This is a genomic window from Bartonella tribocorum, from assembly GCF_002778015.1.
GTDB classification, from domain to species: domain Bacteria; phylum Pseudomonadota; class Alphaproteobacteria; order Rhizobiales; family Rhizobiaceae; genus Bartonella; species Bartonella tribocorum_B.
The window spans coordinates 14,613-39,990 of the sequence record NZ_NJPP01000004.1 but is presented as its reverse complement, the minus strand read 5'-3'; the positions used below and the strand labels follow the sequence as shown (position 1 = coordinate 39,990).

18 protein-coding genes, 1 other RNA gene and 1 pseudogene are annotated in these 25,378 nt (G+C 38.5%); 9 read left to right on the top strand and 11 right to left on the bottom strand.

The features are described from left to right. Window positions 1–6: 6 nt before the first annotated feature. Both recN and ligA read left to right on the top strand, forming a co-directional pair. Window positions 7–1,668, top strand: a complete 1,662-nt coding sequence (gene recN / locus CEV08_RS02590) for a DNA repair protein RecN (RefSeq protein ID WP_100130232.1) — start codon at window positions 7–9, stop codon at window positions 1,666–1,668. 134 nt (window positions 1,669–1,802) lie between these two features. Continuing rightward, window positions 1,803–3,962, top strand: coding sequence for an NAD-dependent DNA ligase LigA (gene ligA / locus CEV08_RS02585; RefSeq protein WP_100130231.1), 2,160 nt, complete (start codon window positions 1,803–1,805; stop codon window positions 3,960–3,962). 1,058 nt (window positions 3,963–5,020) lie between these two features. Here the strand turns inward: ligA and CEV08_RS02580 are convergent. The 3 genes and pseudogenes from CEV08_RS02580 to CEV08_RS02570 all read right to left on the bottom strand — a co-directional run bounded on the left by CEV08_RS02580 (window position 5,021) and on the right by CEV08_RS02570 (window position 8,342). Beyond that, window positions 5,021–6,847, bottom strand: a complete 1,827-nt coding sequence (locus tag CEV08_RS02580; protein ID WP_100130230.1) for an aminopeptidase P family protein — start codon at window positions 6,845–6,847, stop codon at window positions 5,021–5,023. Window positions 6,848–6,864: 17 nt separating this feature from the next. Further along, a pseudogene (locus CEV08_RS02575) lies at window positions 6,865–7,733 on the bottom strand (50S ribosomal protein L11 methyltransferase). Between the two features lie 27 nt (window positions 7,734–7,760). After that, a complete protein-coding gene (locus CEV08_RS02570) occupies window positions 7,761–8,342 on the bottom strand; it encodes an SCO family protein (protein WP_100130229.1) in 582 nt (193 codons plus the stop codon). Between the two features lie 142 nt (window positions 8,343–8,484). Between CEV08_RS02570 and CEV08_RS02565 the strand changes: the two genes are divergently transcribed. Beyond that, entirely contained in the window at window positions 8,485–9,126 is a 642-nt protein-coding gene (locus tag CEV08_RS02565) for a DapH/DapD/GlmU-related protein (protein WP_100130228.1), read from the top strand. 51 nt (window positions 9,127–9,177) lie between these two features. Here the strand turns inward: CEV08_RS02565 and CEV08_RS02560 are convergent, their stop codons facing one another. From CEV08_RS02560 to ssrA, 5 genes are all read right to left on the bottom strand, one after another. Further along, window positions 9,178–11,514: an ATP-dependent helicase gene (locus tag CEV08_RS02560; protein ID WP_100130227.1), complete on the bottom strand. Its 2,337-nt coding sequence runs from the start codon at window positions 11,512–11,514 to the stop codon at window positions 9,178–9,180. Window positions 11,515–11,626: 112 nt separating this feature from the next. Further along, complete coding sequence (locus CEV08_RS02555; protein ID WP_100130226.1) at window positions 11,627–11,878, bottom strand: ribbon-helix-helix domain-containing protein; 252 nt, start codon at window positions 11,876–11,878, stop codon at window positions 11,627–11,629. 13 nt (window positions 11,879–11,891) lie between these two features. Beyond that, window positions 11,892–12,074, bottom strand: a complete 183-nt coding sequence (locus CEV08_RS02550; RefSeq protein ID WP_100130225.1) for a DUF4169 family protein — start codon at window positions 12,072–12,074, stop codon at window positions 11,892–11,894. 8 nt (window positions 12,075–12,082) lie between these two features. Then, window positions 12,083–12,628, bottom strand: coding sequence for an SspB family protein (locus tag CEV08_RS02545; RefSeq protein ID WP_100130224.1), 546 nt, complete (start codon window positions 12,626–12,628; stop codon window positions 12,083–12,085). Window positions 12,629–12,800: 172 nt separating this feature from the next. Next, window positions 12,801–13,157, bottom strand: a transfer-messenger RNA (tmRNA) gene (gene ssrA / locus CEV08_RS02540). Between the two features lie 97 nt (window positions 13,158–13,254). Here ssrA and CEV08_RS02535 point away from each other — a divergent pair. Next, the gene (locus CEV08_RS02535; RefSeq protein WP_100130223.1) at window positions 13,255–13,560 is read left to right on the top strand and encodes a DUF2853 family protein; all 306 of its coding nucleotides are present in this window, start codon (window positions 13,255–13,257) and stop codon (window positions 13,558–13,560) included. A gap of 69 nt (window positions 13,561–13,629) precedes the next feature. Here CEV08_RS02535 and CEV08_RS02530 read toward each other — a convergent pair whose 3' ends face one another. The 3 genes from CEV08_RS02530 to CEV08_RS02520 all read right to left on the bottom strand — a co-directional run bounded on the left by CEV08_RS02530 (window position 13,630) and on the right by CEV08_RS02520 (window position 19,612). Beyond that, a complete protein-coding gene (locus CEV08_RS02530) occupies window positions 13,630–14,937 on the bottom strand; it encodes an MFS transporter (RefSeq protein WP_100130222.1) in 1,308 nt (435 codons plus the stop codon). A 712-nt stretch (window positions 14,938–15,649) separates the two neighbouring features. Then, the gene (locus CEV08_RS02525) at window positions 15,650–16,966 is read right to left on the bottom strand and encodes an MFS family transporter (RefSeq protein ID WP_100130221.1); all 1,317 of its coding nucleotides are present in this window, start codon (window positions 16,964–16,966) and stop codon (window positions 15,650–15,652) included. Between the two features lie 1,338 nt (window positions 16,967–18,304). Then, the gene (locus CEV08_RS02520; protein WP_100130220.1) at window positions 18,305–19,612 is read right to left on the bottom strand and encodes an MFS family transporter; all 1,308 of its coding nucleotides are present in this window, start codon (window positions 19,610–19,612) and stop codon (window positions 18,305–18,307) included. Between the two features lie 223 nt (window positions 19,613–19,835). On the opposite strand from CEV08_RS02520, the gene CEV08_RS02515 reads away from it, so the two are divergent. The 5 genes from CEV08_RS02515 (at window position 19,836) to CEV08_RS02495 (ending at window position 25,058) form a co-directional block, all read left to right on the top strand. Beyond that, complete coding sequence (locus tag CEV08_RS02515) at window positions 19,836–20,630, top strand: thymidylate synthase (protein WP_100130219.1); 795 nt, start codon at window positions 19,836–19,838, stop codon at window positions 20,628–20,630. Continuing rightward, window positions 20,627–21,136, top strand: a complete 510-nt coding sequence (locus tag CEV08_RS02510; RefSeq protein WP_100130218.1) for a dihydrofolate reductase — start codon at window positions 20,627–20,629, stop codon at window positions 21,134–21,136. The genes CEV08_RS02515 and CEV08_RS02510 overlap by 4 nt, the downstream gene beginning before the upstream one ends. 115 nt (window positions 21,137–21,251) lie before the next feature. Further along, window positions 21,252–22,397 carry an FtsH protease activity modulator HflK gene (gene hflK, locus CEV08_RS02505; protein ID WP_100130217.1) on the top strand — a complete coding sequence of 382 codons (1,146 nt, stop codon included), beginning with the start codon at window positions 21,252–21,254 and terminating at the stop codon, window positions 22,395–22,397. Between the two features lie 2 nt (window positions 22,398–22,399). After that, window positions 22,400–23,335 carry a protease modulator HflC gene (gene hflC / locus CEV08_RS02500; RefSeq protein WP_100130216.1) on the top strand — a complete coding sequence of 312 codons (936 nt, stop codon included), beginning with the start codon at window positions 22,400–22,402 and terminating at the stop codon, window positions 23,333–23,335. 190 nt (window positions 23,336–23,525) lie between these two features. Then, on the top strand, window positions 23,526–25,058 hold the full coding sequence (locus CEV08_RS02495) for a Do family serine endopeptidase (protein WP_100130215.1): 1,533 nt from the start codon (window positions 23,526–23,528) through the stop codon (window positions 25,056–25,058). Window positions 25,059–25,378: the final 320 nt, after the last annotated feature.

The following is a 25,378-nucleotide window of genomic DNA, read 5'->3' as shown; positions in this document are numbered from 1 at the left end:
TTCTCTATGCTGGTACAGCTTTCGATTCATAATATTGTTTTGATCGAAGCGCTCGATATTCATTTTACGGCGGGGTTGACGGTTTTAACTGGAGAAACAGGGGCAGGAAAATCTATTCTCCTTGATGCTTTGTCGCTTGCTCTTGGGGGACGGGGTGATGCTTCGCTTGTGCGTCATGGTACTAACCGCGGGCAGGTTACGGCTGTTTTTGATGTCCCTATCTCACATCCTGCGCGTCAGCTTATTCGTGAGAATGGTCTTGATGAGGAAGGCGATATCATTTTACGGCGTGTGCAATCAAGTGATGGACGCAGTCGTGTTTTTATCAATGATCAGGTGGCGAGTGTTTCCTTAATGCGGAGTGTTGGTCGTCACTTGGTTGAAATTCACGGACAGCATGATGATCGTGCGCTTGTTGATGTTGCGGCACATCGCCAATTATTAGATGCTTTTGGCGGGCTTGAAGATGAGGTGGAAAAATTGCGTCGGTGTTATCACACATGGCGTGAATTTGAGGAGCGTTTGCAACAACAACATCTTAAAGTACAAAGTGCTGTCCGTGAGGTTGATTATCTTCGTGCATGTTTAGAAGAACTTGAAAAGCTTGATTTTCAAGTTGGTGAAGAGGATGCTCTTTCTCTTCGTCGTGCCGATATGCTTAAGTTAGAAAAAATAGCAACGGATATTAAAGAAGCAGATGATCTATTAACGGGTCAAAAATCGCCAATTCCGGTTCTTTCTAATTTGGTAAGGCGTTTGGAGCGGAAAATTCCTGAGGCAGAAGAGCTTATTGCACCAGTGGTGAAATCTATTGATGAGGCATTGTGTGCTCTTGCTACAGCACAAGAAGGTATTGAATCGGCAATGCGGGCATTGGATTTTGAACCTGATGAATTGGAACGGATAGAAGAACGTCTTTTTGCTCTTCGCGGTTTTGCTCGTAAATATCAAGTATCTGCTGATGAATTGGTTCAGTTACGCGATAAAATGGATGCCGAACTGGCTGATTTTGAAGAAGCTCAGTCCATATTGGTACGTTTTGAAGATGAGGCAGAGCAGGCAAAGAAAAATTATGATACCTTGGCACAAGCTTTAACAATAAAGCGTCGGGAAACAGCAAAGCATTTATCTAAAAGTGTTATGGCTGAATTGCCGGCATTGAAATTAGAAAAGGCAGAATTTATTGTTGAAATGCAGACTGATGTTGAAAGGCGAAATGCAGAAGGGTGTGATCGTATTGAATATTGGGTTCGAACAAATCCTGGAACACGTGCTGGACCCATGTTGAGTGTGGCTTCTGGTGGTGAGTTATCTCGTTTTTTATTAGCATTAAAAGTTGTGTTATCTGATCGAGGATCTGCTCCCACGCTGATTTTTGATGAAATTGATACAGGCGCTGGGGGGGCTGTTGCGGCGGCTATTGGGCAACGGTTGCAACGTTTGTCGAAAAAGATTCAGGTTTTTGCTATTACGCATGCCCCCCAAGTTGCGTCAAAAGCGCATAGTCATTTTCTTATTTCAAAAATTGAAAGTGATGATAAAGGGCATTTTATTACGGCTATTCATAAAATGGAAGAGCAGGAGCGTGCAGAAGAAATTGCTCGTATGTTGGCAGGGGAACAGATTACTGAGGAAGCACGGGCTGCTGCTCAAAAGCTTTTGGCATAAAGGTTGAAGTGATTCAACGATAAAAATATCGTTTATCAATTATTTTACTGGTAATCATTTGTTCATTTGAATTCACTTCATGATGAAAAAGTTGAGATTTTTGCGGTTATGGCCCACTATTTGGAATAGATTTTATGAACAAGGACGGAATTAAAAACCTTACTGCTGTTGAAGCAGAACGTGAATTAGAATGGTTGGCAAAAGAGATTGCACGTCATGATGTACTTTATAATCGTGATGATCAGCCTGAAATTTCTGATGCAGAATATGATGCTTTACGCCGTCGTAATGCGGAAATTGAAGCTCTCTTTCCAGAGCTTATTCGTGTGGATTCCCCTTCACATAAAATTGGGGCACCAATTTCTGAAAAGTTTGAAAAATCTGTTCATGCACAACCGATGCTTTCACTTGATAATGCCTTTAGTGCTGCAGATGTTCGTGAATTTGTTGAGCGTATTCATCGTTTTTTACGGCTTTCAGAAACACAAGTGTTGGAAATAACGGCGGAGCCCAAAATTGATGGTTTGTCGTTGTCTTTACGCTACGAAAAGGGGCGGCTTGTACGTGCGGCAACGCGGGGTGATGGAACTGTCGGTGAAAATGTGACGGCGAATGCTCGGACAATTGCTGATATTCCACAAGTTTTGCAAGGTGATTTTCCTGATATCATTGAGATTCGCGGTGAAGTTTACATGGGGCGGGAAGATTTCCAAGCTCTTAATATAAACCAACAAAAGAAGGGAAAGTTAACTTTTGCTAACCCTCGAAATGCAGCGGCAGGTTCTCTCCGTCAGCTTGATTCACGGATAACTGCCCGTAGAAAGCTGCAATTTTTTGCTTATGCTTGTGGTGAGGTGAGTGAAGTATTTGCAGAAAGTCAAATGGAGATGATGAAAAAGCTAAAAGAATATGGCTTTGTAATCAACCCATTAACAAAAGTCTTTAAGACATTAGAAGAAATTATTTCCTATTATCACGATATCGAAGAACGCCGTCATTCTTTAAACTATGATATTGATGGTATTGTTTATAAGGTGAATGATTTGCTGCTTCAAAAGCGCTTAGGGTTTGTTTCTCGTTCGCCACGTTGGGCGATAGCGCATAAATTTCCAGCAGAAAAAGCAATAGCGCTTTTGGAAGATATTGATATTCAAGTTGGTCGCACGGGAGCTTTGACACCTGTTGCACGCCTTACGCCTATTACTGTTGGTGGAGTGGTGGTGACCAATGCCAGTTTGCATAATGAGGATTATATTAAGGGAATTGGTCATAAAGGAGAGCCCATTCGTGAAGGGCGCGATATTCGTGTTGGGGATAGCGTGATTGTACAACGTGCTGGTGATGTGATCCCTCAAGTCATTGATGTTATCATTGAAAAACGTCCAAAAGATTCTGCTGTTTTTATTTTTCCTCATTTGTGTCCAGCTTGTGGGAGTCATGCTGTTCGTGAAGAGGGAGAAGCTGTGCGCCGCTGTACGGGGGTGCTTATTTGTCCAGCTCAGGCGATTGAGCGTATTCGTCATTTTGTTGCACGCAATGCTTTTGATATTGAGGGCTTGGGTAAAAAACAGGTAGAGTTTTTTTTCCATGCTCAAGATGAGGCACTTTGTATTCATACACCAGCCGATATTTTTACTTTAGAACGGCGCCAAGAAAAGTCTTTGATACGTTTGGAAAATATAGAAGGCTTTGGTACTGTTTCAGTTCGGAAATTGTATGATGCCATTAATGCACGCCGCAAAATTCCTTTAAGCCGTTTTTTGTTTGCATTGGGGATTCGTCATGTTGGAGAGGTGAATGCACGCCGCCTTGCACGGGCTTATCAAACTTATAGAGCTTTTGAAATGGCGGCTATGGAAGCACTTATGCCATGTGAGCAGGAAAATAAAGAAAGCAATGAAGCTTGGATGGAACTTACCAATATTGAAGGAATTGGACCACAGGTAGGGAGCGCAATTGTTGATTTCTATAAGGAAGCACATAACCGTGAGGTTTTGTCTGTTTTGCTTGAAGAAGTAACACCTCTTGATGAGGTACCTATCATGACAGATTCTTCACCAATAGCGGAGAAGATTATTGTTTTTACAGGAACTCTAGCACATATGTCACGCGATGAAGCAAAAGCATTGGCAGAGCGATTAGGGGCCAAAACATCGGGTTCGCTTTCTAAAAAAACAGATCTTCTTGTTGCAGGGCCTGGAGCGGGATCAAAATTGACTAAAGCTGAAGAATTAGGTGTTGAGGTTATTGATGAAGAGGCTTGGCTACAGCTGATTGAAGGGCATAATGTTTAAAAGGATCTTTTCTAGAAGATGTGTATGCTGTTCGTGCGGTTATCTTTCTGCCATTTTTATGGTTGATTGGATTTTTGATGAGAACAAAATGGCGTAAAGCTAAAAAATAGCTGTTGAGGTTATTCGCTTGGTGATAGCTGTTTGAGCCATATTGTAGGGTGGAGATTCTTCAAGCATGGTGAATTAACAAGTATTTGTCATTCTTTCTTTATTTAGGACGTGTAATGAAGCGTCTTTTGTCTCGTTCATAAAGAAAAAAGATATAGCCTTTGGTATTCCATTTTCTGGTTTTGAGGAAGTTTTTCTATTTCGGATAAAGCAAAAAATCTTATCACAGATGCAATTGAAGCGCTCCATTTTTATCGGTAAAGAAATGCATATATTGTCTACATCTTTAAAATTTGAAGAAGTAATAAAGCAGAAATCTTGGTAGAGTTTTTTTGAGACATATTATTTTTATTGAATATGATTTCGAAGTGGGGCCCCTCGATTGTATGAAAGCTTTTGTATTGCTCTTGATGATTATCCCTAAAATGAGGAACGACAGGGGATATTTTTTGCAAAAATAGAGCGCTATTCACTTGATATTTATTACGTCATTAAAAATGATTGATGTTGCGCTTAATGTTATATTTCAACTTTTATGGTGAAGAATGTACAAGCTTTTTAATATAGATTATCCTTGTGAGGCAAGGTAAAAACTTTGAGAAAATATGTAGAATTTAATCCCAAATGCCATAATAAATTGATTATAATAGATTTAAGAGAGCTTAAGTCGAAGATTACAAAATATAATAAAAGTTTTTATATTAAGAAAATAAAGCTATAACGCATGTGGAGACGGTGGAGAATAGGCGATAAGCATTACTCTTTGTAAAGGCCTCCCATTCTGTTTCAGTCCGGGAGAGCGTTTGTCGTAGCGAAAAACTTGTATCATTTTATAGAAGTATTTTTTGTATTTGTTGATGGTAAAGACGCGTTTTTCTTTTCAAAAGAGAAAATATGATATTTTGTAAAAAATAGTTTTGAAAGATACATATACTGTTGTATTGCTTCATTTAAAGGGGCATTGTTGCTTGTTCTGCCCATTGCCTTTCTTCTTCATTTAAATAAGGGGCATTCATCTGATAAACACGGGCGTGGTAGTCATTGAACCATTGTCGTTCTTCTTGTGTTAAAAGCTCTGGAAGGATTAATCGTTGATCAATAGGGCAATGGGTGAGTGTTTCAAACGAAAGCATTTCTTTCTCTCTACCAGCAATTTTTTGCGCTGGTTTCACAATGAGTAAATTTTCAATACGAATACCAAAAGCACCTTCGCGATAATATCCAGGTTCGTTTGAAAGAATCATCCCGGGGATCAATTCTTGGCATCCTTTGCGGGAAATGTTTTGTGGTCCTTCATGAACAGAAAGATAAGATCCAACGCCATGACCCGTGCCATGGGCATAATCAAAACCAGCTTTCCACAAGGCAATGCGTGCTAAAACATCAATATCTTGTCCGCGTGTTCCTTTGGGAAATTTTGCGGTTGAAAGAGCAATCATGCCTTTAAGAACCAAAGTAAAACAGTATTTTTCTTCTTCTCCAATATTCCCAATTGCTACCGTGCGTGTGACATCTGTCGTACCATCACGGTATTGTCCACCTGAATCAACAAGATAAAGTTCACCAGCTTTGAGTGGTTTATTGGTTTCATTCGTTACACGGTAATGGATAATTGCTCCATTTGCTCCTGCTGCTGAGATCGTATCGAAAGAGAGATCTTCAAGCTTTTTTCCCATCTCTTTTGCTGTATTTATGCGAAATTCTTCTAATTTCTGAGCAGCAGAAATTTCATTTATTGTGCCTAGTGTTTGTTTGTCTAACCAAGCAAAAAAACGGGTAAGAGCAACACCATCGCACAGGTGGGCTTCTCGTGCGCCATTAAGCTCTGTGTCATTCTTAATAGCGCGTGGTAGAGAAGCTGGGTCGCTCAGTGTGATGAAAGATTTTCCATCCTCTTCAAGTACAGTGCGTAACTTTTCGCATGTTAACTGTGGATCTAAGGCAAAAACCATGCCTTTTTGACTATAATTTTTGACCTTTACAATAAACTGTTCTGGTTCATATAATTTTGCATAACGTTCCAGATATCGTTTTTGTTCTTCACCAAGCTTTTTGCTATCAATGAATAAGGCTGGTGTTTCTTCTATGGGTATGAGAGCAAAACAAAGAGAAAAAGGTGTATTGGAAACATCATTGCCTCGTATATTGAATATCCATGCAATAGAGGAGGGATCTGTAAAAATAAAAGCATCTGCACGGGATTGTTGTATGTCTTTGCGAATTAAAGATAGTTTTTTATCACTCTCCCAGCCTGCGTATTGAAGAGGATGAATCGATAAAGCAGATTGTGGTGATGATGGTTGATTATACCAAATAAGGTCAATAGGATTTTGTTGAACGGCTATAAGCTTTCCACCTGCTTTTATCTCTAAGGATTTTCTCAATGAATCTGTAGCGGCAACGGTGTGGAGCCATGGATCAAAACCAATAGACAATTGTTTTCCGTTTGTTTCAAGCCATTGTGAAGGAGGAAAGGTCATTAGATCTTCATATTCAAAAATATGAGGATCAGTTTGTTGGCGAACTTGGAGTTTATAGCGTCCATCTGTGAAAATGATGGCTTTATTTTTTAAAATAAGAGCGGTCCCTGCTGAGCCAGTAAAACCCGTAAGCCAGCTAAGGCGTTGAGCATGAGGAGGAACATATTCTCCTTGATGTTCATCGCACCGTGGAACAAGAAAACCATCGAGTCCAAGGCGATCGAGTTCTTTACGAAGAGAGGAAATACGCTCGATGGCATGGGTGGGGTTTGTTGTTGCCTCAAAAGATTGATACATAACAACGTCCTTTTCATTTATTTTAGATGTATTGTAACCCATCCTTGACGGTGGAATGTTTCAATGTGTTTCAGCCCTTGTTTTACATAAGCCTTTAGGACATCAGCATGTTGTTCTTCAAGGATTCCAGAGAGTATGAGTGATCCCCCTTTTTGAAGTACTTGAACCATTGCTGGTGCAAGTTCAATGAGAAGATTGGCAAGAATATTGGCAACAACGAGATCAAAGGGGGCCCGTGATGTAATTTCATCATGGGTAAAACCTGTTGCTGTAATTGTTGTAATATATTTTTCTACGCCATTGAGTGCAATATTGTGTTGTGCAACTTTGATAGCGATTGGATCAATATCCGATGCAAGTATAGCAATAGGCTTGAGTTTTGCCATACCAATGGCTAAGATTCCACTGCCAGTTCCAAGGTCAAGGGCATTTTGTGGATTCTCGTGTTTCATGATTTTGGCGATCATTTCTAAACAAGTCGCTGTTGTTCCATGATGTCCAGTGCCAAAGGCTTGATTTGCTTCAATTTCAATAGGGAGAACATTTGCAGGAATGGCATCTCGGTTGTGACTTCCATGAAGAAAAAAGGACCAGCATGGATTGGTTTTAGTCCTTCTAGGCTTTTTTGTACCCAGTCAATATCGGGCAAAATTTCATGGTTAATTTTATTAGAATCTATAGAAAGAATGCTCGCAAAACGCTTCAATGTCTTCTCGTGATTGTCTTGATCGACATATAGAGAAAGCTCATAAACAGCATTTTGTTCGTCTATCTCGGTAAGAGCCAAAGGATACCCTTCTTCGTCAAAAGCTGTTTCTATAAGTGTATAAAACCGTTCTGCTTCATTTTTTAAAGCAGTATAATAGAGGCGAATTTGTTGCGACATGCTGTTCTTTCTTTATAATCGGCTTTTTTAGTTTGAAACAAGCTTTTTGAGCCGTTCAATGGCGATTTCATCTTTTAATTCGCTGTCATTTTCTTCCGTTTCATAACGGATAACACCTGCTAACTTTCCACCTTTTTTGAGTAAAAAAATTGCTGCCGTATGGTCGTAAGTATAGTTTCCATCTGTCCCTGGCACTTTTTCAGCAACAATATTGAAAGAATTGACCATTTTATAAACTTTCTCAGGATCTCCACTAATGCCAATAATTTTATTGGAAAAATTACTGAGATATTCATGAAGTACTTCGGGGGTGTCGCGTTCCGGATCAACAGTTACAAACCATTTTCCTAATTTATCAGCCTTTGGCCCAAGGGCTGTAAGCCATCGATCAAGATTCATCAATGTTGTAGGACAAGTTTCAGGGCACATCGTAAAACCGAAGAAAATAATTGAAGGTTTACTGCGAACATCAGCTTCGGTAACTGTTTGTCCATTTGAATCGGTGAGCGTAAAGTCATCACCTAAAGGCTTATTGATCAATGTATCATAAATAAAAATCCCCCCAAGAAATACAACTGTTAGGCTGAAGATGCGGATTACATTTTTCATAGCTTGTCTCTTTTAAAACGTGTCAAAAAATTCTAGCATTGGCTGGTTTGTTTTGCAATGTTTGTTTCACGGTTGATTTTGTGGGTTTGGTTGGTATGTCTTTTCATATCTCTTGATGAAACAATTGCAGGAAGACAATATTATGAATGTTGAGAATGATCTTCGATTTCATGAAAGCAAACCGCGTATTCATACGACGGCACGGTTGCATGGTTGTAAATTAGGGCGCTATGTAGAAATTAATGAGCGGGTGATTTTGCGGGATGTAACCGTTGGGGATTTTTCTTATTTAGAACATGACAGTGAGGCTATTTATAGCGATATTGGTCGTTTTTGTTCTATTGCATCTCATGTACGGATGAATGCGTTGGAGCATCCTATGGAGCGTGTTTCAACCCATAAAATAACCTATCGTCCAAACGAATATTTTCGTTATAGGGCTCTCGATCATTCTTTTCGTGAAAGACGTTGTGCAAAACGTGTTATGATTGGGCATGATGTGTGGATTGGGCATGGTGTGGTTATTATGCCTGGGGTAACAGTTGGACACGGTGCAATTATTGGAGCCAATGCTGTTATAACAAAAGATGTTTTGCCTTATACGATTGTTGTTGGGGTTCCTGCTAAGCAATTGCGGATGCGTTTTCCCAATCATGTAATAGAAGATCTTTTAGAGATGGCTTGGTGGGATTGGCCGCTTGATAAAATTCACAACGCATTGCCTGATATGCAAAATTTGTCCATTGAAGCCTTTGTTCGCAAATGGAAAGGACATTCAGAATAAAATGGTTCTTTGATAAAACGGCCTTTGATCAAGCGGATTGTGGTTTTTTGGTTAAGCTTTGTCGACAAAATTATCCAATACACGCTTTTCTCCAGCTTTTTCAAACATGATTGTCAATTTATGATCATCTATCGCTGTAATATGACCATAGCCAAATTTTATGTGAAAAATTCGATCATTGATTGCAAAATTTAATGCTGCTTCAGAGACTGAGTGAGCGATAACTTTTCCTTCAATATTTTTGTTTTTTTGTGTACGCTTTTGTCTTGGTGTTGCATAGTCCTTATAAAAGGAGTCTTGATGTTGAAAAGAGTATGTTCCATAACCACCATAAGATGTTTCCATGGCTATGGCTTCTATATGTTCTGCTGGTAATTCATCTAGAAAACGGGAGGGAAGAGCAGATTGCCAAAGTCCGTGAACTCTGCGGTGGGATACAAACCATATATGCAGATATTTTTTTGCTCTTGTAAGCCCCACATAAGCAAGACGCCGTTCTTCTTCTAAGCCTGAACGTCCGCCTTCATCTAATGAGCGCTGATGGGGAAAAAGTCCTTCTTCCCAGCCTGGAAGAAAAACTGTTTCAAATTCAAGCCCTTTAGCGGAATGAAGTGTCATGATGTTGACGGCATCCATGTTTTCATTATTTTCTGTTTCCATAACCAGTGCAACATGTTCTAAAAAACTTTGAATGTTTTCAAATTGTTCCATGGAACGGACCATTTCTTTAAGATTCTCTAATCGTGTGGGCGCTTCTGGTGAGCGATCCTCTAACCACATGGTTGTATAACCAGAATCGTCAAGGATGATCTCGGCAAGTTCTCTGTGGGGGGTGCATTGCAGCATATTTTGCCAGCGGCGGAAGTGTTCAATAAGGCTTCGTAAAGCACTGCGTGCCTTAGGCTTGAGTTCATCTGTTTCAATGATATCAGCAGCAGCAGAAAAGAGAGAAATAGAGCGTGCGCGTGCACTTTCATAAAGAATGCGCAAGGTTGCATCGCCTATGCCGCGTTTAGGTGTATTGATAATACGTTCAAAAGCTAAATCATCAGCGGGGTGGACAACAACGCGTAAATAAGCCATGGCATCACGTATTTCCATTCGCTCATAAAAACGAGGACCTCCAATGACACGATAGTTAAGGCCAAGTGTTACAAAGCGGTCTTCAAATTCACGCATTTGAAATGAGGCGCGTACCAATATAGCCATATGATTTAATGCATGACCGCTTTGTTGGGCGCGTTCGATTTCTTCTCCGATTGCTCGTGCTTCTTCTGCCGAATCCCATGCTGAATGAATTTTTACTTTTTCTTCTTCGCTCTTTTCTTGAGCAGAAAAAAGGACTTTGCCCAGTCTTTCTTCATTATGAGCAATCAGATGGGAGGCGGTTTTAAGAATATGGGATGTTGAGCGATAATTGCGTTCTAGACGAATAATTTTGGCAGAAGGAAAATCTTTTTCAAACCGTAATATGTTCTCGACTTTTGCACCACGCCACCCATAAATAGATTGATCATCATCGCCAACGCAACAAAGATTAACATTTTGACCTTGAGGATGTTGTGCCAAAAGGCGAAGCCAGAGATATTGTGCTGTATTTGTATCTTGATATTCATCGACAAGAATATAGCGAAATTGAGAATGATATTCGCGAAGAATATCTGGATTGTGTTGGAAGATAGAGATAGAATGAAGCAGAAGATCGCCAAAATCACAAGCATTAAGATCTTTTAATCGATTTTGATAACTGCGATAAAGTTCGCGTCCCATGCCATTGCCAAAGGAATACGCCTCACTTTTTGAGATATGTTCTGGTGAAAGTCCTTGATTTTTCCAAGAATCAATCATCATGGCAAGGTTTCGTGCGGGCCAACGCTTATCGTCTAATCCTTTAGCTTGAATAAGCTGTTTTAAAAGTCGAAGAACATCATCGCTATCAAGAATTGTAAAGTTTCTTTTTAAATCAACAAGCTCTGCATGGCGGCGTAAAATTTTAGCACCAGTGGAATGAAAAGTTCCAAGCCAAGGCATCCCTTCAACAACTTCACCAATGAGTTCACCAATACGTATTTTCATTTCACGGGCTGCTTTGTTGGTGAAAGTGACAGCAAGTATTTGTTGGGGGGAGGCAAGTCCAGAGCGCAGAATGTGAGAAATGCGGGTTGTTAAAACACGTGTTTTTCCAGTACCAGCACCAGCAAGAACTAAAAGAGGTCCCTCAGTATTCATAACAGCTTGTTGCTGTTCTGGATTAAGCTGTTCTAAATAGTTTGTGTTATATGATTTTTTTTCTTTTAGAACAGGGGAAGAAACCCCAGAGTTTTCCTTATCATGGAGTGGGGGGGCATCTTCTTCAAAGAAAGGTATGTGATCAGAAAAATTATTCATTATACCTTTTTTGTAATCTTTTTTTTATTAAAGTTCTAGGTTTAAAAAACTTTTCTTTTAAAAACTACAACAGACTTACACTGAACAAGAGATGTTAAAACAAAAGCAAGGACTAAAGACGTTTTGTCAGAACACTTTGAAGTGCGTAAACGCGTAACGAGGACGAAAGATTGACTTGTTGTGGTCTTTGGCTATCAATATCAGTGATAATAAAGGCTAAAGATTGTCCTTTTTTGCGGGCTATATTTTTGAGAATATCTAAAAATGGCGGTTCTAAAGAGACACTTGTTGCATGCCCATCAACGCGAACAGATATCTTTTGTGGGGTGACTTTTGACCAATCGATCGAATTATTTTCGTTCATTTCCCCCCCCTTTTTATTCGTCATTTTGCAAACGATTTTGATCCAAAAACTTTTGTACCTTTAAAGCTTCTTTTTTTTCGAACAGTTTTTCAGTTTTTGTTCGTCCAAAACGATAGCGATTTTCATCAGCATGAAGCGCTTTTTCTGCACGCTTTTTTTGTTTGCGAAATTGGCGAAGATTTATCGGTTCAGTCATGAGAAAGTTTATTTTTTCCGAAAAGAGTCTAAAGAGACAACATCAGCACTTTGTTTTGTATCGTTATTTAAAGATTCTTTATTGGTATTAAGATTTTGTTCTTTTGTGGGTGTATTTTCTTTTTTTTGTTCGTTTGATAAAGTGATGGGTGCAGATGAAGTCTGTTCTGAATTCTCACTTTCTACAGAAGGAAGTTTTGAGGGCAGATCAAATGCTGCTTCAAATGCTGCTACAGGATCGTAAAAGACTTGAATGGATGTAAAAGGAATCACAAGTTTTTCAGTAATTTCTCTGAAAGAGAGGGTTACTTCGAAGGCTGTTTCTGAAACACTGAGATCTCTAAACTGATGTTGCAAGACGATTGTCATTTGCTCAGGATAGCGATCCTTTAGCCGTGAAGAGATTTTAACGCCTGGAGCGTTTGTAAAAAAAGTTATAAAAAAATGATGATTTCCTGGAAGTCCTACTTTCGCAACTTCCGATAAAACCTGACGGATAACTCCACGAAGCGCATCCTGAACGAGAATATCGTAACGGATTTGATCTTTAATCATTGAAGTTTATTCCTTTTATTTCGCGTAGCAGAATGGGTCGTATTGATATTGTGTTAAGAGAATGTATTTAAAAATGGACAGTATTTTGTCTATAAGGTACCTCATTGAATCGAAAAAACACGAGAAATAATGTCTGATAATGTCTGAAAGATCAATCAATAACATTTAAAAAAGTGAAGGCTTCTGTTGCCAGGTGCCTCCGAACCCCGCTTAAACCTGCGACGGTTTAAGAGTCAATTTGAAACATTCACACTGCCTTAAGCAGCGAGACGTGCTTCCGCATAGTTGTCATTTGCAACTACTCATTTAGCCCGATAACGGTGGTACAATGCCGAGTAAAAGAGCGATCTTTACACCCTTGTCGATCCTATTTCGCCCCCACCAAAATATAATTTTTGTGGTTTATATTTTGGTGGAGGCGCCGGGTACCGCCCCCGGGTCCAATAGGTTTATTTCACCGTCCATTTATTACCATAGCTGAAAAGCCAGCTCTTTAAATATAGATGAAGAACAGTCTTAGGAAAAGGGGGGGTTGTTAATATTTTTAATCCTCTAATTATTTATGGAGCTATATGAGGCGGCTGTAAAGTATAGACCGCTTATTTTTGGAGAGGAGATGATGCAAAATGACAAATAATCTAGCAGATATTAAACAATATGATTCAAACCCCGATGCAGCAGCAGTTGAACGACTTGAGCATCGTTTAGCTTTGGTGATGAAAAAGCAGGATGCAGCGCTTGTTGCGATATCGGATCCAAAAGAGTTAGAACGGGTTGAAAAATGGGTTCAAAACGTTTTAGAAGCTGATGAGCAGAGTGCTAAAATGGCGGTTTCAAAAGTTGCTCAGATGATGGCTGGAGAGCGTCGAAAAAGTCGTATGACTTTTTATTACTTAGTCGCTAAGCAACTTAATGCACTTGATAAAATTTAAATAATATTAAATTTACGATAATGATAAAAAAGCCCAATTTCTTGGGCTTTTTTGTTTATATAGAGTGGGCTAACGTTTTTCATCGTCTTGGAGGTGCCCTCCTTTACGCATACTTGGGACAAAGAGAAGCGCAATGAAGGCCATGATCATCACGATGGTTATGTAAAAATAAAAGAGTGATTCATAACCATACTTTTTTAATCCAAGTGCGACGTATTCAGCAGAACCACCAAATAAGGCGTTACCAATGGCATGAGAGATGCTAACACCTAATGCCCGTATGGAAGAGGGAAACATAGCTGATTTTACAACACCAGAGATGGATGTATACATGCTCATAATGAACAGTAAGCCAATAATAACGCATACAGCAACCCATATATTATGGGTGTTCCCAATTATCCAGAGTCCTGGAAATGTAAAGATGGCAGAGAGTATACTCCAAATGATAAGTAAAGTTTTTGTTCCAATTTTATCGGCAATAATACCCGCTATGGGTTGGAACAGAATGAAAATAAACAGTACAGCTGTCATAATCGTTGTTGCGGTATGTTTATCAAAGCCGGTGGTTGTGATCAGATATTTCTGCATATAAGTCGTAAAGGTGTAAAATGTGAGTGACCCTCCTGATGCAAAGCAGGCAATCACGACAACGGCTTTTGCATGTTTGGTGAGAAGTTCCTTAAGACTACCAGAGTGTTTGTGAGAGCGGCTTTCGTGGGTGGTTGTTTCGTGAAGCGCACGACGTAGATAAATCGCAATGAGTGCTCCACATCCACCAATCAAAAAAGGAATACGCCATCCCCATGATTTTAACTGATCTTCAGAAAGATAAGTTGCTAGAATAAATATAATGAAACTGGCAAGAAGCTGACCTGTAATAAGGGTGGCAGATTGAAAAGAAGCAAAAAGCCCACGATGCTTTTTGAGGGCAACTTCACTCATATAAGTGGCTGCTGTTCCATATTCGCCCCCCGCTGAAAGTCCTTGCATCATCCGAGCTAAAAGGAGAAGGATTGCTGATGTTACTCCCAAGGTTTCATAGGTGGGAAGTATAGCGATGAAAAAAGAGCCACCACACATCATAAAAATGGATACAAGCATTGAGCGTTTACGTCCATAACGATCGGCGATAAACCCTAAAAACCAAGCGCCAATCGGGCGCATAAGAAAGCCAATAAAAAAGACACCCGCAGTTTTCAACAGTGGTGTGATCGTATCACCATCTGAAGGAAAAAATTGTGATGCAAAATAAATCGATGCAAATGAGTAAACGTAAAAATCATACCATTCTACGAGATTTCCTGAGGCGCTTGCGATAATAGCAAAAACGCGTTTTCTTGCATCTTGTGATGCTGAAATTGTTTCATTTTCCATGAATTGTTCCCCTTTTGGATTTATTATCCATATCTTGTAAACTTAGTTTTTTATGATTTCTAGGAAAAGTCAATTGTATGATGATTATTTTTCATAAAAAATATTTAAAATAACATATTGCTGTAATATTTTATCTATTTACTATAGAGTATAAATAGTTTTATTAATCTTTTTAAATAATTAAATTCTATTGGTAATATTTTTAATGCAATTTAAAGTAATTTTAATAATTTTTAATGAAGTTACTATCGAATTGATACGTATAATTTATTATTTGTAACGAATTTATAAAAACAAATTAAATTTTTATTTTATATAATATATAATATGCGGATTTTTTAAATTTATTAAATAATTTTTATCTATAGAATCATTCTTTTTATGTATTGCAAGAGGTATCGTTGTGAGGGGAGGGGGTTATAATATTATCAAAAGGGTAGAAATGAGAAAGTCTTGCGGTATTTAGGTTTTTCATTTGATATACAAAATATGAAACAGCAATTATAACTCAATATGTTATGAAAATGATCCTTGAAAATCACAGAAAGTATTCGATAAATTTTTCTTATTGAAAGTAAGATAAAGAACGGAGATTTTATAATATAAAAAATGAATTTTTTGGGGTAAATAATTATAAAAAAGCCTAATTTCTTAGGCTTTTTCATTTAGTCAATCCGTTTAACAAAAGTGGCAGTTTAACAAAAGTGGCAGTTTAATGAAGTTCGTCTTTATCGAGATATCCTCCTTTATCTATATCGGGCATAAGGAGAATAGAGATAAAGGCAATGATCATCATACCAACGATGTAAAAAAAGAAAACAGATTCATACCCCATATTTTTTAATCCAAGCGCTACATATTCAGCAGAACCGCCAAAGAGTGCATTGCCGATAGCAAAAGCAAATCCAACACCAATTGCTCGGATTGAAGCAGGGAACAATTCTGCTTTTATGATACCGGCAATAGACGTATAAAAACTCATAACACAGAGTATTCCAATAATGATTAAGAGCGCTATCCATGGGTTATGGGCATTGCCAATCATTTTAAGGACAGGAATGGTGCAGAGAATGGATAAGACACTCCAACTAATGAGTGAAGCTCTTGCTCCAATTTTATCGGCGAGGGCACCTAAAAGTGGTTGGAATAACACAAAAATAAAGAGGGCTGCCGTCATTATTGTTGTTGCGGTTTGTTTATCAAAGCCGGTGGTTGTGATCAGATATTTTTGCATATAAGTGGTGTATGTGTAAAATGTGAGTGATCCACCAGCTGTAAAGCCAACAACCAAAAAGAACGCTTTTTTATGATTGCGAAAAAGTTCTTTAAGACTACCGGCGTGTTGTTCAGAGCGACTTTTGATGGTTGTTGTTTCATGAAGCAAGCTGCGTAGATAAATTGAAACAATTGCTCCAAAGCCACCAATAACAAAAGGAATACGCCATCCCCATGCTTTTAACTGATCCTCGTTAAGGTACATGGCTAAAATAAATATTATAAAACTCGCAAGAAGTTGACCTGAGATTGTTGTTGCATATTGAAAAGAAGCAAAGAGCCCACGACGATTTTTGGGCGCAACTTCGCTCATATAAGTGGCTGCTGTACCATATTCACCACCCACGGAAAGCCCTTGAAACATACGGACTAAAAGAAGAAGAAATGCTGCTGTTATTCCCAAGGTTTTGTAGGTGGGAAGTATGGCAATAAGAAAAGAACCGCCACACATCATAAAAACAGAAATAAGCATTGAGCGTTTACGTCCATAGCGGTCAGCAATGAAGCCAAAGAGCCATGCGCCAATTGGACGCATAAGAAAGCCAATAAAAAAGATTCCTGCAGTTTTTAACAGTTGTGTAACAATATCTTCATCTTCAGGAAAAAATTGTGAGGCAAAATAAACCGATGCAAAAGAGTAAGCATAAAAGTCGTACCATTCTACGAGATTTCCTGATGCACTGGATATAATAGCAAAAATACGTTTCCTTGTATCATGTGGCTCTAACGTTGTTTGATTATTTTGGTTGTTCATGAAGTATTCCCCTTTTAGATTAATAATTTTTCTACTCGTTAAAGTTGTTAACGATGTATAGCATAAAAACGCAATTGTATCATGATAATTTCTTAGGAAAACACTTTGAGAAGATTTGTTATATTTTTAGTTTTTTAAGATCTTTTCTTTGGAGCTTAAACAAAATAAACAATATTTGTATATATTTTGTTTATGTTATCAATAAATAAAGCAATTAAATTTGAATTGAATTGTGGTAGGAAGCGTGATTTTATTCAGCGCTAAATAGTCTTTTATTTTTTGTAGAGGCTAAAAACTTGAGATGGTAAAAGAATGCGTTTGCACACTTAAAGTTTAGTGGTTTTACTGTAAGATTTTTTTCTAGAGCAATCAATGCTGTTTTTTGTTTCATGGTGAATGATTTGCATACGAGAGTGGTGGTGAGGATATGATACTCTTTGGTTTATAAATTTAATATTGCGTCGTAAAATGGTGTTATTGGCTATTATATATGCAAGGTTGGTATGTGCGTAAAAATCTTTTGATGAACTATCTTAAGTATCAAGGAAGTGTGCAATATTAAGGGCTAAAGAACAGTATAATAGCGGCTTGCCTTTTTAATAAGCGTAAAGACGGTGATCCACAATGTTACACAGCTTTTGAGCCATTGAGATGGTTTATAAGAGGCATTTTTAGCTTTTTCTTGTACAGTTTCATTCTACATAACTTGGTTGTTTGTAATGTGTAAGTAATTTTGATTGATTGAATATAGGATCAGCTTGGAAGGAGAGAATCCTATGCAGCGTTTTAATTTAAGTTGAATGATGCTAGATATATCATTATAAATCAGTGTTATGTGCTATGTTTATGCTTTACGGGAGGCTTTATCGTTATGCCATTCACGGGCATTATGGTGCAATGGATTTGGGTACATTTGAGAAATGTTTTTTAAAAAATGAGGGAACTCATAACATCGTGGTGTTTTCTATTTTTCATGAGGGCTTGGTTTTACACGTGAGATCCATCAAAGAACGTATTAAATAAAAATATGAGACAATGTGACATTTATTATTGATAAAATCTTTTAAAAAAATAATTGTTTTGCTTCGGTTTTGATGAAGAATGGAAGTAATTAAAATAAATCAGACTTCTTTATTTTCAGTGCACACAATTGAGCCAAAGAAGCATTTTTTCATAACAATATGAAGCTGTTTATTTTGCTAAGCGATCTATGCAGGAGAGCAAATTTCTGTTTGAGAATGTTTGAAGGGATAAAAATAAAAAATTGTAAGTTTTAAACTCCTATAGGAAAAAATTACAAAAAGCCCAATATTTTGGGCTTTTTGTTAACATCAAAAGTTAATGGATATCGTCTCCTTGTAAATATCCTTTTTTGCGAGCATCGGGCATCAAGAGAACTGCAATGAATGCAATAATCATCATGCCGGTTATATAAAAATAGAAGACAGATCCGTATCCAAGATCTTTTAATCCAAGCGCGACATATTCAGCAGAACCGCCAAACAGTGCATTGGCAATAGCGTAGGAGAGACCAACACCTGTTGCGCGCACTGCAGCGGGAAACATTTCTGATTTTACAATACCAGAGATGGACGTATAAAAGCTCATAATGCATAGCATTCCAATAATGACTGATAGAGCAATCCATGTTTTATCAGTGTTACCAATCACATGAAGTCCAGGAATCGTAAAGATAATAGATAAAACACTCCAAATAAGGAGTGAAGTTCTTGTTCCAATTTTATCAGCCATAAAACCAAATGCAGGTTGAACTAACATGAAAACAAAGAGCGCAGCTGTCATGATTGTTGTGGCGGTATGTTTATCAAAGCCGGTGGTTGTGATTAGATACTTTTGCATATAAGTTGTATAGGTATAAAATGTGAGCGACCCCCCAGCTGTAAAGCCAACAACTAGAAAAAAAGCTTTCCTGTGATTGCGTAGAAGCTCTAAAAGGCTACCAGCTTGCTTTTTAGAACGATTTTCTTCTGTGGTTGTTTCATGAAGTGTGCGGCGGAGGTAAATTGCAACAATTGCGCCACACCCACCAATGGCAAATGGAATACGCCATCCCCACGCTTTTAGTTGATCCTCTGTGAGATAAAGTGCTAGAATAAAGATAACGAGACTGGCTAGAAGTTGTCCACCAATCAGTGTGGTATATTGAAAAGAGCTAAAAAATCCACGGCGGTTTTTGAGGGCAATTTCACTCATATAAGTGGCTGTCGTACCATATTCACCCCCGACAGAAAGTCCTTGAAGCATTCGGAGTAAAAGTAAAAGAATTGCTGCTGCCATTCCAATAGTTTCATAAGTAGGAAGTATGGCGATTAAGAAAGAACCGCCACACATCATAAAAACAGAAATAAGCATTGAGCGTTTACGACCATAGCGGTCAGCAATGAAGCCAAAGAGCCATCCACCGATTGGGCGCATAAGAAAACCAATAGCGAAGACACCAGCGGCCTTTAAAAGTTGTGCAACGACATCACCATCTGAGGGAAAAAATTGTGATGCAAAGTAAATCGATGTAAAAGAATAAACATAAAAATCATACCATTCTACTAGATTACCTGATGCACTGGACACAATAGCCCAGATACGTTTTCTTGTATCATGTGGTGCTAAAGATTCTTGTTTTTCCATAGTCGATCCCTTCATTTCACGTTTATCCATTTTTGTTCATTTATCACTCTATGTTCTTTTCTTAAGAAGCTGTCTATAGTATTTTATCTTTTGCATGAAAAATTTAGTCAGATCATGATAATTTTCTTGTGTAAGATGTTTTTGGAAAAAGATTTGAATTATCTTTGTTCGGATTTTACAGTTTTTATTTTCTATAATGAAAAGAATCGGACATAATAACTCTATGAAGTCATATCTTGCTCTCTTATCTCATGTTTTAAATCAGGGGATTGATCGAACAGACCGAACGGGCGTTGGAACGCGATCTATTTTTGGGTATCAGATGCGCTTTGATTTACAAGCGGGATTTCCATTGTTGACGACAAAGAAATTGCATTTACGTTCAATCATCTATGAGCTTTTATGGTTTCTTAAAGGCGATACAAATATCGCGTGGTTGAAAGAGCATGGTGTATCTATTTGGGACGAATGGGCTGATGAAAAGGGAGATCTTGGTCCTGTTTATGGGTATCAGTGGCGTTCTTGGCCTACTCCTGATGGACGTCATATTGATCAAATTGAAAATCTTTTAACGATGATTAGGAATACACCAGATTCTCGTCGCTTAATTGTATCAGCTTGGAATCCTGCATTAATAGAGGAAATGGCTTTGCCTCCATGTCATTGTCTTTTTCAATTTTATATTGCTGAGGGTAAATTATCCTGTCAGCTTTATCAGCGTTCGGCGGATATTTTCTTAGGCGTTCCATTTAATATTGCATCCTATGCATTGTTAACGATGATGATTGCGCAAGTCAGTGGCCTTAAAGTTGGTGATTTTATTCATACGCTGGGAGATGCTCATCTTTATTCTAATCATTTTGAACAGGCAGAATATCAATTGTCTCGTATACCCAATGCTTTGCCATGTATGCGCATAAATCCAGCGGTAACAGATCTGTTTTCTTTTAAATTTGAGGATTTTGAATTGCTTAATTATGAAGCACATTCCCGTATTAAAGCGCCGGTAGCAGTATGACGATTTCCATTTGTTTAATTGCTGCTGTTGCAGAAAATGGTGTTATTGGTCGTGAAGGAGTAATGCCTTGGCATTTATCGACAGATTTGCAACGCTTTAAAGCGTTAACGTTGGGTAAGCCCATTATCATGGGGCGAAAAACGTGGAATTCTATTGGGAAACCTTTACCAGGGCGCACAAATATCGTTATTACGCGTGATGATACCTTCAGTGCTGAAGGAGCAGTTGTTGCACACTCTTTATCGCAGGCTTGTTCTTTTGCAACAAGCGTTGCTTCTCAAAGTGATGTAGAGGAAATTTTTATTATTGGTGGGGGAGAAATTTATCAACAAGGATTTAGTCTTGCTGATAAGATATTCCTTACAGAAGTTTTGGCCTCTATAGAGGGCGATCGTTTTTTTCCTGTTTTTGATAAAGAAAAGTGGACTATTATGCAAACACAAGATATTCCAAAAGGCGATAAAGATAGTCATCCGACACGGTTTACTGTTTATAAGCGGAAATAATTTTTTGTAAAGTAGAAAAGATTTATCCGTTGTGTAATTGAGATTAAGAAGAACCCTATAAGCTTTAAGTGAAGGGTTGGTATTTGATGAATGGTAGTCAATTAAAGAGGTGATAATGCCCTGGACAAATCAAAATGGTGGTGGCCCGTGGAGTGGCGATAAAAAGAATAACAGTGGTGACAAAAAAACATCGGCTAAGAATTTTTTTGGTTCTGGTGGCAATAGTGGTGGCGGAAATGGTCCCAATCTTGATGATATTTTGCGGAGAGGGCAGGATCAGTTTAAGCAATTTAGTCGAGGGGGCGTATTTATTTTGTTCCTTCTGCTTGCTGTGTGTTTTTGGCTCTATCAGTCACTTTATATTGTTCAACAAAATGAGCAAGCAGTAGAATTGCGTTTCGGTGTGCCTAAGGAAGAAATTATCGGGGATGGTTTGCATTTTCACTTTTGGCCAATTGAGACTTACATGAAAGTGCCTTTAACGGAAAAAACAATTGCAATTGGTGGGCAGCCTGGACAGAAACAACAAAGTGAAGGTTTGATGTTGTCGAGTGATCAAAATATTGTGAATGTCAATTTTTCTGTTTACTATCGCATTTCACATCCAGGACAATTTTTATTCAATGTGAGTGATCAAGAAGGAACTGTTCGTCAGGTTGCTGAAAGCGCGATGCGAGAAGTTATCGGTTCAAGACCTGTTGATGATGTTTTACGTGATAAAAAAGAGGAAGTTGCTAACGATGTGAGAAAGATTACTCAATTGACTGTAGATAAATATCAACTCGGGGTCGAAATAAGCCGTGTATCGATCAGTGAAGCTGCTCCTCCTACCAAAGTTGCTGCGGCGTTTAATTCTGTTCAGCAGGCAGAGCAAGAGCGGGGACGAATGATTGAAGAAGGAAATCGTGTGCGTTTTACGAAGATTGGTTTAGCAAATGGTGAAGCTTCACGGACACGAGAAATCGCAAAAGGTGAAAAAGCACAAATGGTTGAAGAGGCAACAGGGCGTGCTGAACGTTTTCAAGCCATAGCTCGTGAGGCTGCAGTTTCACCAGAGGCTGCGCGTTATCGTCTTTATATGGAGACGATGGGGCGTATCTTTTCTTCACCCAATAAATTAGTTCTCGATCAAATGAATTCTCCTGCGGTGCCTTATCTTCCTCTAAACGAATTGCTGCGTAACAATTTATCAGAAAAAACAAAGACATCGTCAGCACGTTCTACATCGCTTATGGATTATCAGTTTTCTGGAGGACGTTAATAATGCAGCAGTCTCGTTTTTTATTTGTTTTTAGTACCATCATGATTCTTTTGATCATTTTGGGGATGTCCTTTTTTATTGTTTATCCTCGTCAACAGGTAGCCATTAAGCGCTTTGGACAAATTGTTAAGGTAGAATCTAATCCTGGAATTTATTTTAAAATGCCCTTTGTGGATAAGATGGTTGTGGTGGATAATCGGTTGTTGCGTTACGATGTTCCTACACAATCTGTGCAAGTTCGTGGGGGGGCTTATTATGAAGTGGATGCGTTCTTTATTTATCGTATTACGGATCCTAAATTGTTTTTACAGCGTATTGCGTCAGGGCGCCCGCAAATTGCAGCGCGTGAAAATCTTGCACCACGCTTTATTGACGCTTTGCGGGCTGTTTATGGTAAGCGAGAATTTAAAGCAGCCTTATCGGATGAACGAGGCGCGATGATGGCTGAGGTCCAAAAGCAATTTTCTATAGATGCAGGTTCGCTGGGTATTAAGATTGTTGATGTGCGCATTCGAAAAACCGATTTAACGGATGCTGTTTCAGAAGATGTTTATCGGCAAATGGCAGCTGAACGGGAAGCGGTTGCAGAAAATATTCGGGCTCGAGGTCAACAAGAGCGCGATCGTATTGTAGCAGAGGCAAATCGTGAATATGAGGAAATTGTGGCGGCTGCAAAGCGTGATGCTGAAATTACGCGCGGTGAAGGACAAGCTGAAAGTATTCGCATTTTATTAAATGCGCGGGAAGCTAATCCACCTTTTTACGATTTTTGGTTAGCGATGGAACAGTATAAGAATTTAGAGAAAACACCGATGGTCATTTCACCAAATGAAGTTTTCTTTTTTTATTTTCGAAATTCCCCGCAAGCAAAGAGAAAACTTTCATCAACAATGAGTCCTAGTTTGAGCAAAACGGATTCAAAATCTGGTGGAGAATAAATGAAACGAATGTATTGAGGATACTATTTTGTATAATAAGAAGTATGTTCTATAGCTGCTTGTTTTTATGATAAATGTAAGAGAGTGCTAAGCCGTACGGATTTTGCATAATAAGTTGTGCATAATAACATAATAAGTTTTACATAATAAATTGAGTAAGATTCTTTACGACTTTGGTTAAAGGCATGTCATGGATGGTAGTGTCGTGAGTAAAAGTGGGTTTTTGAAATCTTTTATTACAAGAATTGTTTTTTGTGTGGTTTTATTCCTATCAGGATCAATGCGTTTGTCTTGGGGGGCTGAGACAAGCGAGGCGTTGCTTTCTATTCCTGATTTAGCTTCTGAGCTTTTGGAGACGGTTGTGAATATTTCTACGGCACAGACTGTTGAAGGAACAGAACAGGATGAAAATACTTTGGTACCTGTTATCCCCAAAGATTCATTGTTGGAGGAATATTTTAATGACTTTTTTACACCCAAAGATGGGCAAAAAGACAGTCAATTTCAAAAGGTTCGTTCTTTAGGGTCTGGTTTTGTGATTGATGCGCAAAAAGGGATTATTGTTACAAACTATCATGTTATCGTTGATGCTGATGATATTGAAGTGAATTTTACGGATGGTACAAAACTCAAGGCAAAGCTCCTTGGCAAGGATAGTAAAACGGATTTAGCGTTGCTGCAAGTGGATGCGGGAAGCAAAAAATTAAAAGCTGTGCGGTTTGGCGATTCAGAAAAAGCACGAATTGGTGACTGGGTTATGGCGATTGGTAACCCTTATGGTTTTGGTGGGAGTGTGACGATTGGTATTATTTCTGCACGGAACCGTGATCTTAATGCTGGTCCTTATGATAATTTTATTCAAACAGATGCAGCGATTAATCGAGGAAATTCTGGTGGTCCATTATTTGATAGAAAGGGTGAAGTCATTGGCATTAATACAGCCATTGTTTCACCTTCTGGAGGATCTATAGGTATAGGGTTTGCTATTCCATCGGATATGGCACTTTCTATTATTAATCAATTGCGTGATTTTGGAGAAGTAAGACGTGGTTGGTTGGCGATTCGTATTCAACCGGTGACAGAGGATATTGCAAAAAGTTTAAAACTAGACAAAGCTGTAGGAGCCTTGGTGGCTGGTAAAATAGAACAGACAGAAGAAAGCGATGTCGATAATAGTGCGTTGCAAACAGGAGATGTTATTCTTTCCTTTGGGAGTTTTAAAATTAAGCATGCACGCGATTTGCCACGTTTAGTCGCGGAGAGTTCAGAAGGGAAAGTTGTGGATGTTACTATTTTACGGAATGGGCAAGAAAAAACAGTAAAAGTTAAGCTTGGGCATTTGATTGAGACCGATACCAATACCAATGAAGAGACAGAAGAAGAAGTCGATGATAAAAAAAATAATGATCTGCCGAAAAATGTAACAATGCAATTGATGGGCATGACGTTATCTGAATTGACAGAGGATTTGCATCATCATTATTCAATTTCAGATAAACTTCAAGGACTCGTGGTGACATCTGTTGTACAAAATAGTGCTGCGGACAGAAAACGTATCCGCGTTGGTGAAGTGATTGTTGATATCAATCAGAGTGCTGTTACCTCAATTGATGAGGCTAAAAAACGTCTTCATAAATTACGGGAAGCTGGACGCAAAAATGCTCTATTCATTGTAGCGCGCCCAGATGGAGAGTTACGGTTCGTAACGATCCCAATGGATTGATATTTGAAGAATTCGTTTTTTGTTTTTTATAAGCTTTAATATATGGGGATTTAGGTCGCTTGGCTGTGTAAAACATCTCGTATTTTAAAAGCCGATTGCATGATGGAGAGTATGGATTATTAACATAAAATCCATTGGACGGTTTCATTTTTGCGCTCAATAAAAGTACAAGTTGAATAGTCTTTGCTGATTTTCAATATTGTAATCGCTTTTTCTTTTAAATGTTATGGGTGAGATATTTTCCATCTTTCTTACGGTGAGTTTGATATCTTTGGATTGTGCAGGTGAATGGTATTGATATAATGCCTGAGAGAGGGAGC

What these genes read in the sequence shown, in the direction of transcription:
- hflK (WP_100130217.1), top strand. Translation starts at nt 21,252, where the DNA reads ATGCCCTGGACAAATCAAAATGGTGGTGGCCCGTGGAGTGGCGATAAA.
- CEV08_RS02510 (WP_100130218.1), top strand. Translation starts at nt 20,627, where the DNA reads ATGACGATTTCCATTTGTTTAATTGCTGCTGTTGCAGAAAATGGTGTT.
- CEV08_RS02520 (WP_100130220.1), bottom strand. Translation starts at nt 19,612, where the DNA reads ATGGAAAAACAAGAATCTTTAGCACCACATGATACAAGAAAACGTATC.
- CEV08_RS02530 (WP_100130222.1), bottom strand. Translation starts at nt 14,937, where the DNA reads ATGGAAAATGAAACAATTTCAGCATCACAAGATGCAAGAAAACGCGTT.
- CEV08_RS02570 (WP_100130229.1), bottom strand. Translation starts at nt 8,342, where the DNA reads ATGAAAAATGTAATCCGCATCTTCAGCCTAACAGTTGTATTTCTTGGG.
- CEV08_RS02545 (WP_100130224.1), bottom strand. Translation starts at nt 12,628, where the DNA reads ATGATTAAAGATCAAATCCGTTACGATATTCTCGTTCAGGATGCGCTT.
- CEV08_RS02565 (WP_100130228.1), top strand. Translation starts at nt 8,485, where the DNA reads ATGAATGTTGAGAATGATCTTCGATTTCATGAAAGCAAACCGCGTATT.
- ligA (WP_100130231.1), top strand. Translation starts at nt 1,803, where the DNA reads ATGAACAAGGACGGAATTAAAAACCTTACTGCTGTTGAAGCAGAACGT.
- hflC (WP_100130216.1), top strand. Translation starts at nt 22,400, where the DNA reads ATGCAGCAGTCTCGTTTTTTATTTGTTTTTAGTACCATCATGATTCTT.
- CEV08_RS02515 (WP_100130219.1), top strand. Translation starts at nt 19,836, where the DNA reads ATGAAGTCATATCTTGCTCTCTTATCTCATGTTTTAAATCAGGGGATT.
- CEV08_RS02550 (WP_100130225.1), bottom strand. Translation starts at nt 12,074, where the DNA reads ATGACTGAACCGATAAATCTTCGCCAATTTCGCAAACAAAAAAAGCGT.
- CEV08_RS02495 (WP_100130215.1), top strand. Translation starts at nt 23,526, where the DNA reads ATGGATGGTAGTGTCGTGAGTAAAAGTGGGTTTTTGAAATCTTTTATT.
- recN (WP_100130232.1), top strand. Translation starts at nt 7, where the DNA reads ATGCTGGTACAGCTTTCGATTCATAATATTGTTTTGATCGAAGCGCTC.
- CEV08_RS02555 (WP_100130226.1), bottom strand. Translation starts at nt 11,878, where the DNA reads ATGAACGAAAATAATTCGATCGATTGGTCAAAAGTCACCCCACAAAAG.
- CEV08_RS02525 (WP_100130221.1), bottom strand. Translation starts at nt 16,966, where the DNA reads ATGAACAACCAAAATAATCAAACAACGTTAGAGCCACATGATACAAGG.
- CEV08_RS02560 (WP_100130227.1), bottom strand. Translation starts at nt 11,514, where the DNA reads ATGAATAATTTTTCTGATCACATACCTTTCTTTGAAGAAGATGCCCCC.
- CEV08_RS02535 (WP_100130223.1), top strand. Translation starts at nt 13,255, where the DNA reads ATGACAAATAATCTAGCAGATATTAAACAATATGATTCAAACCCCGAT.
- CEV08_RS02580 (WP_100130230.1), bottom strand. Translation starts at nt 6,847, where the DNA reads ATGTATCAATCTTTTGAGGCAACAACAAACCCCACCCATGCCATCGAG.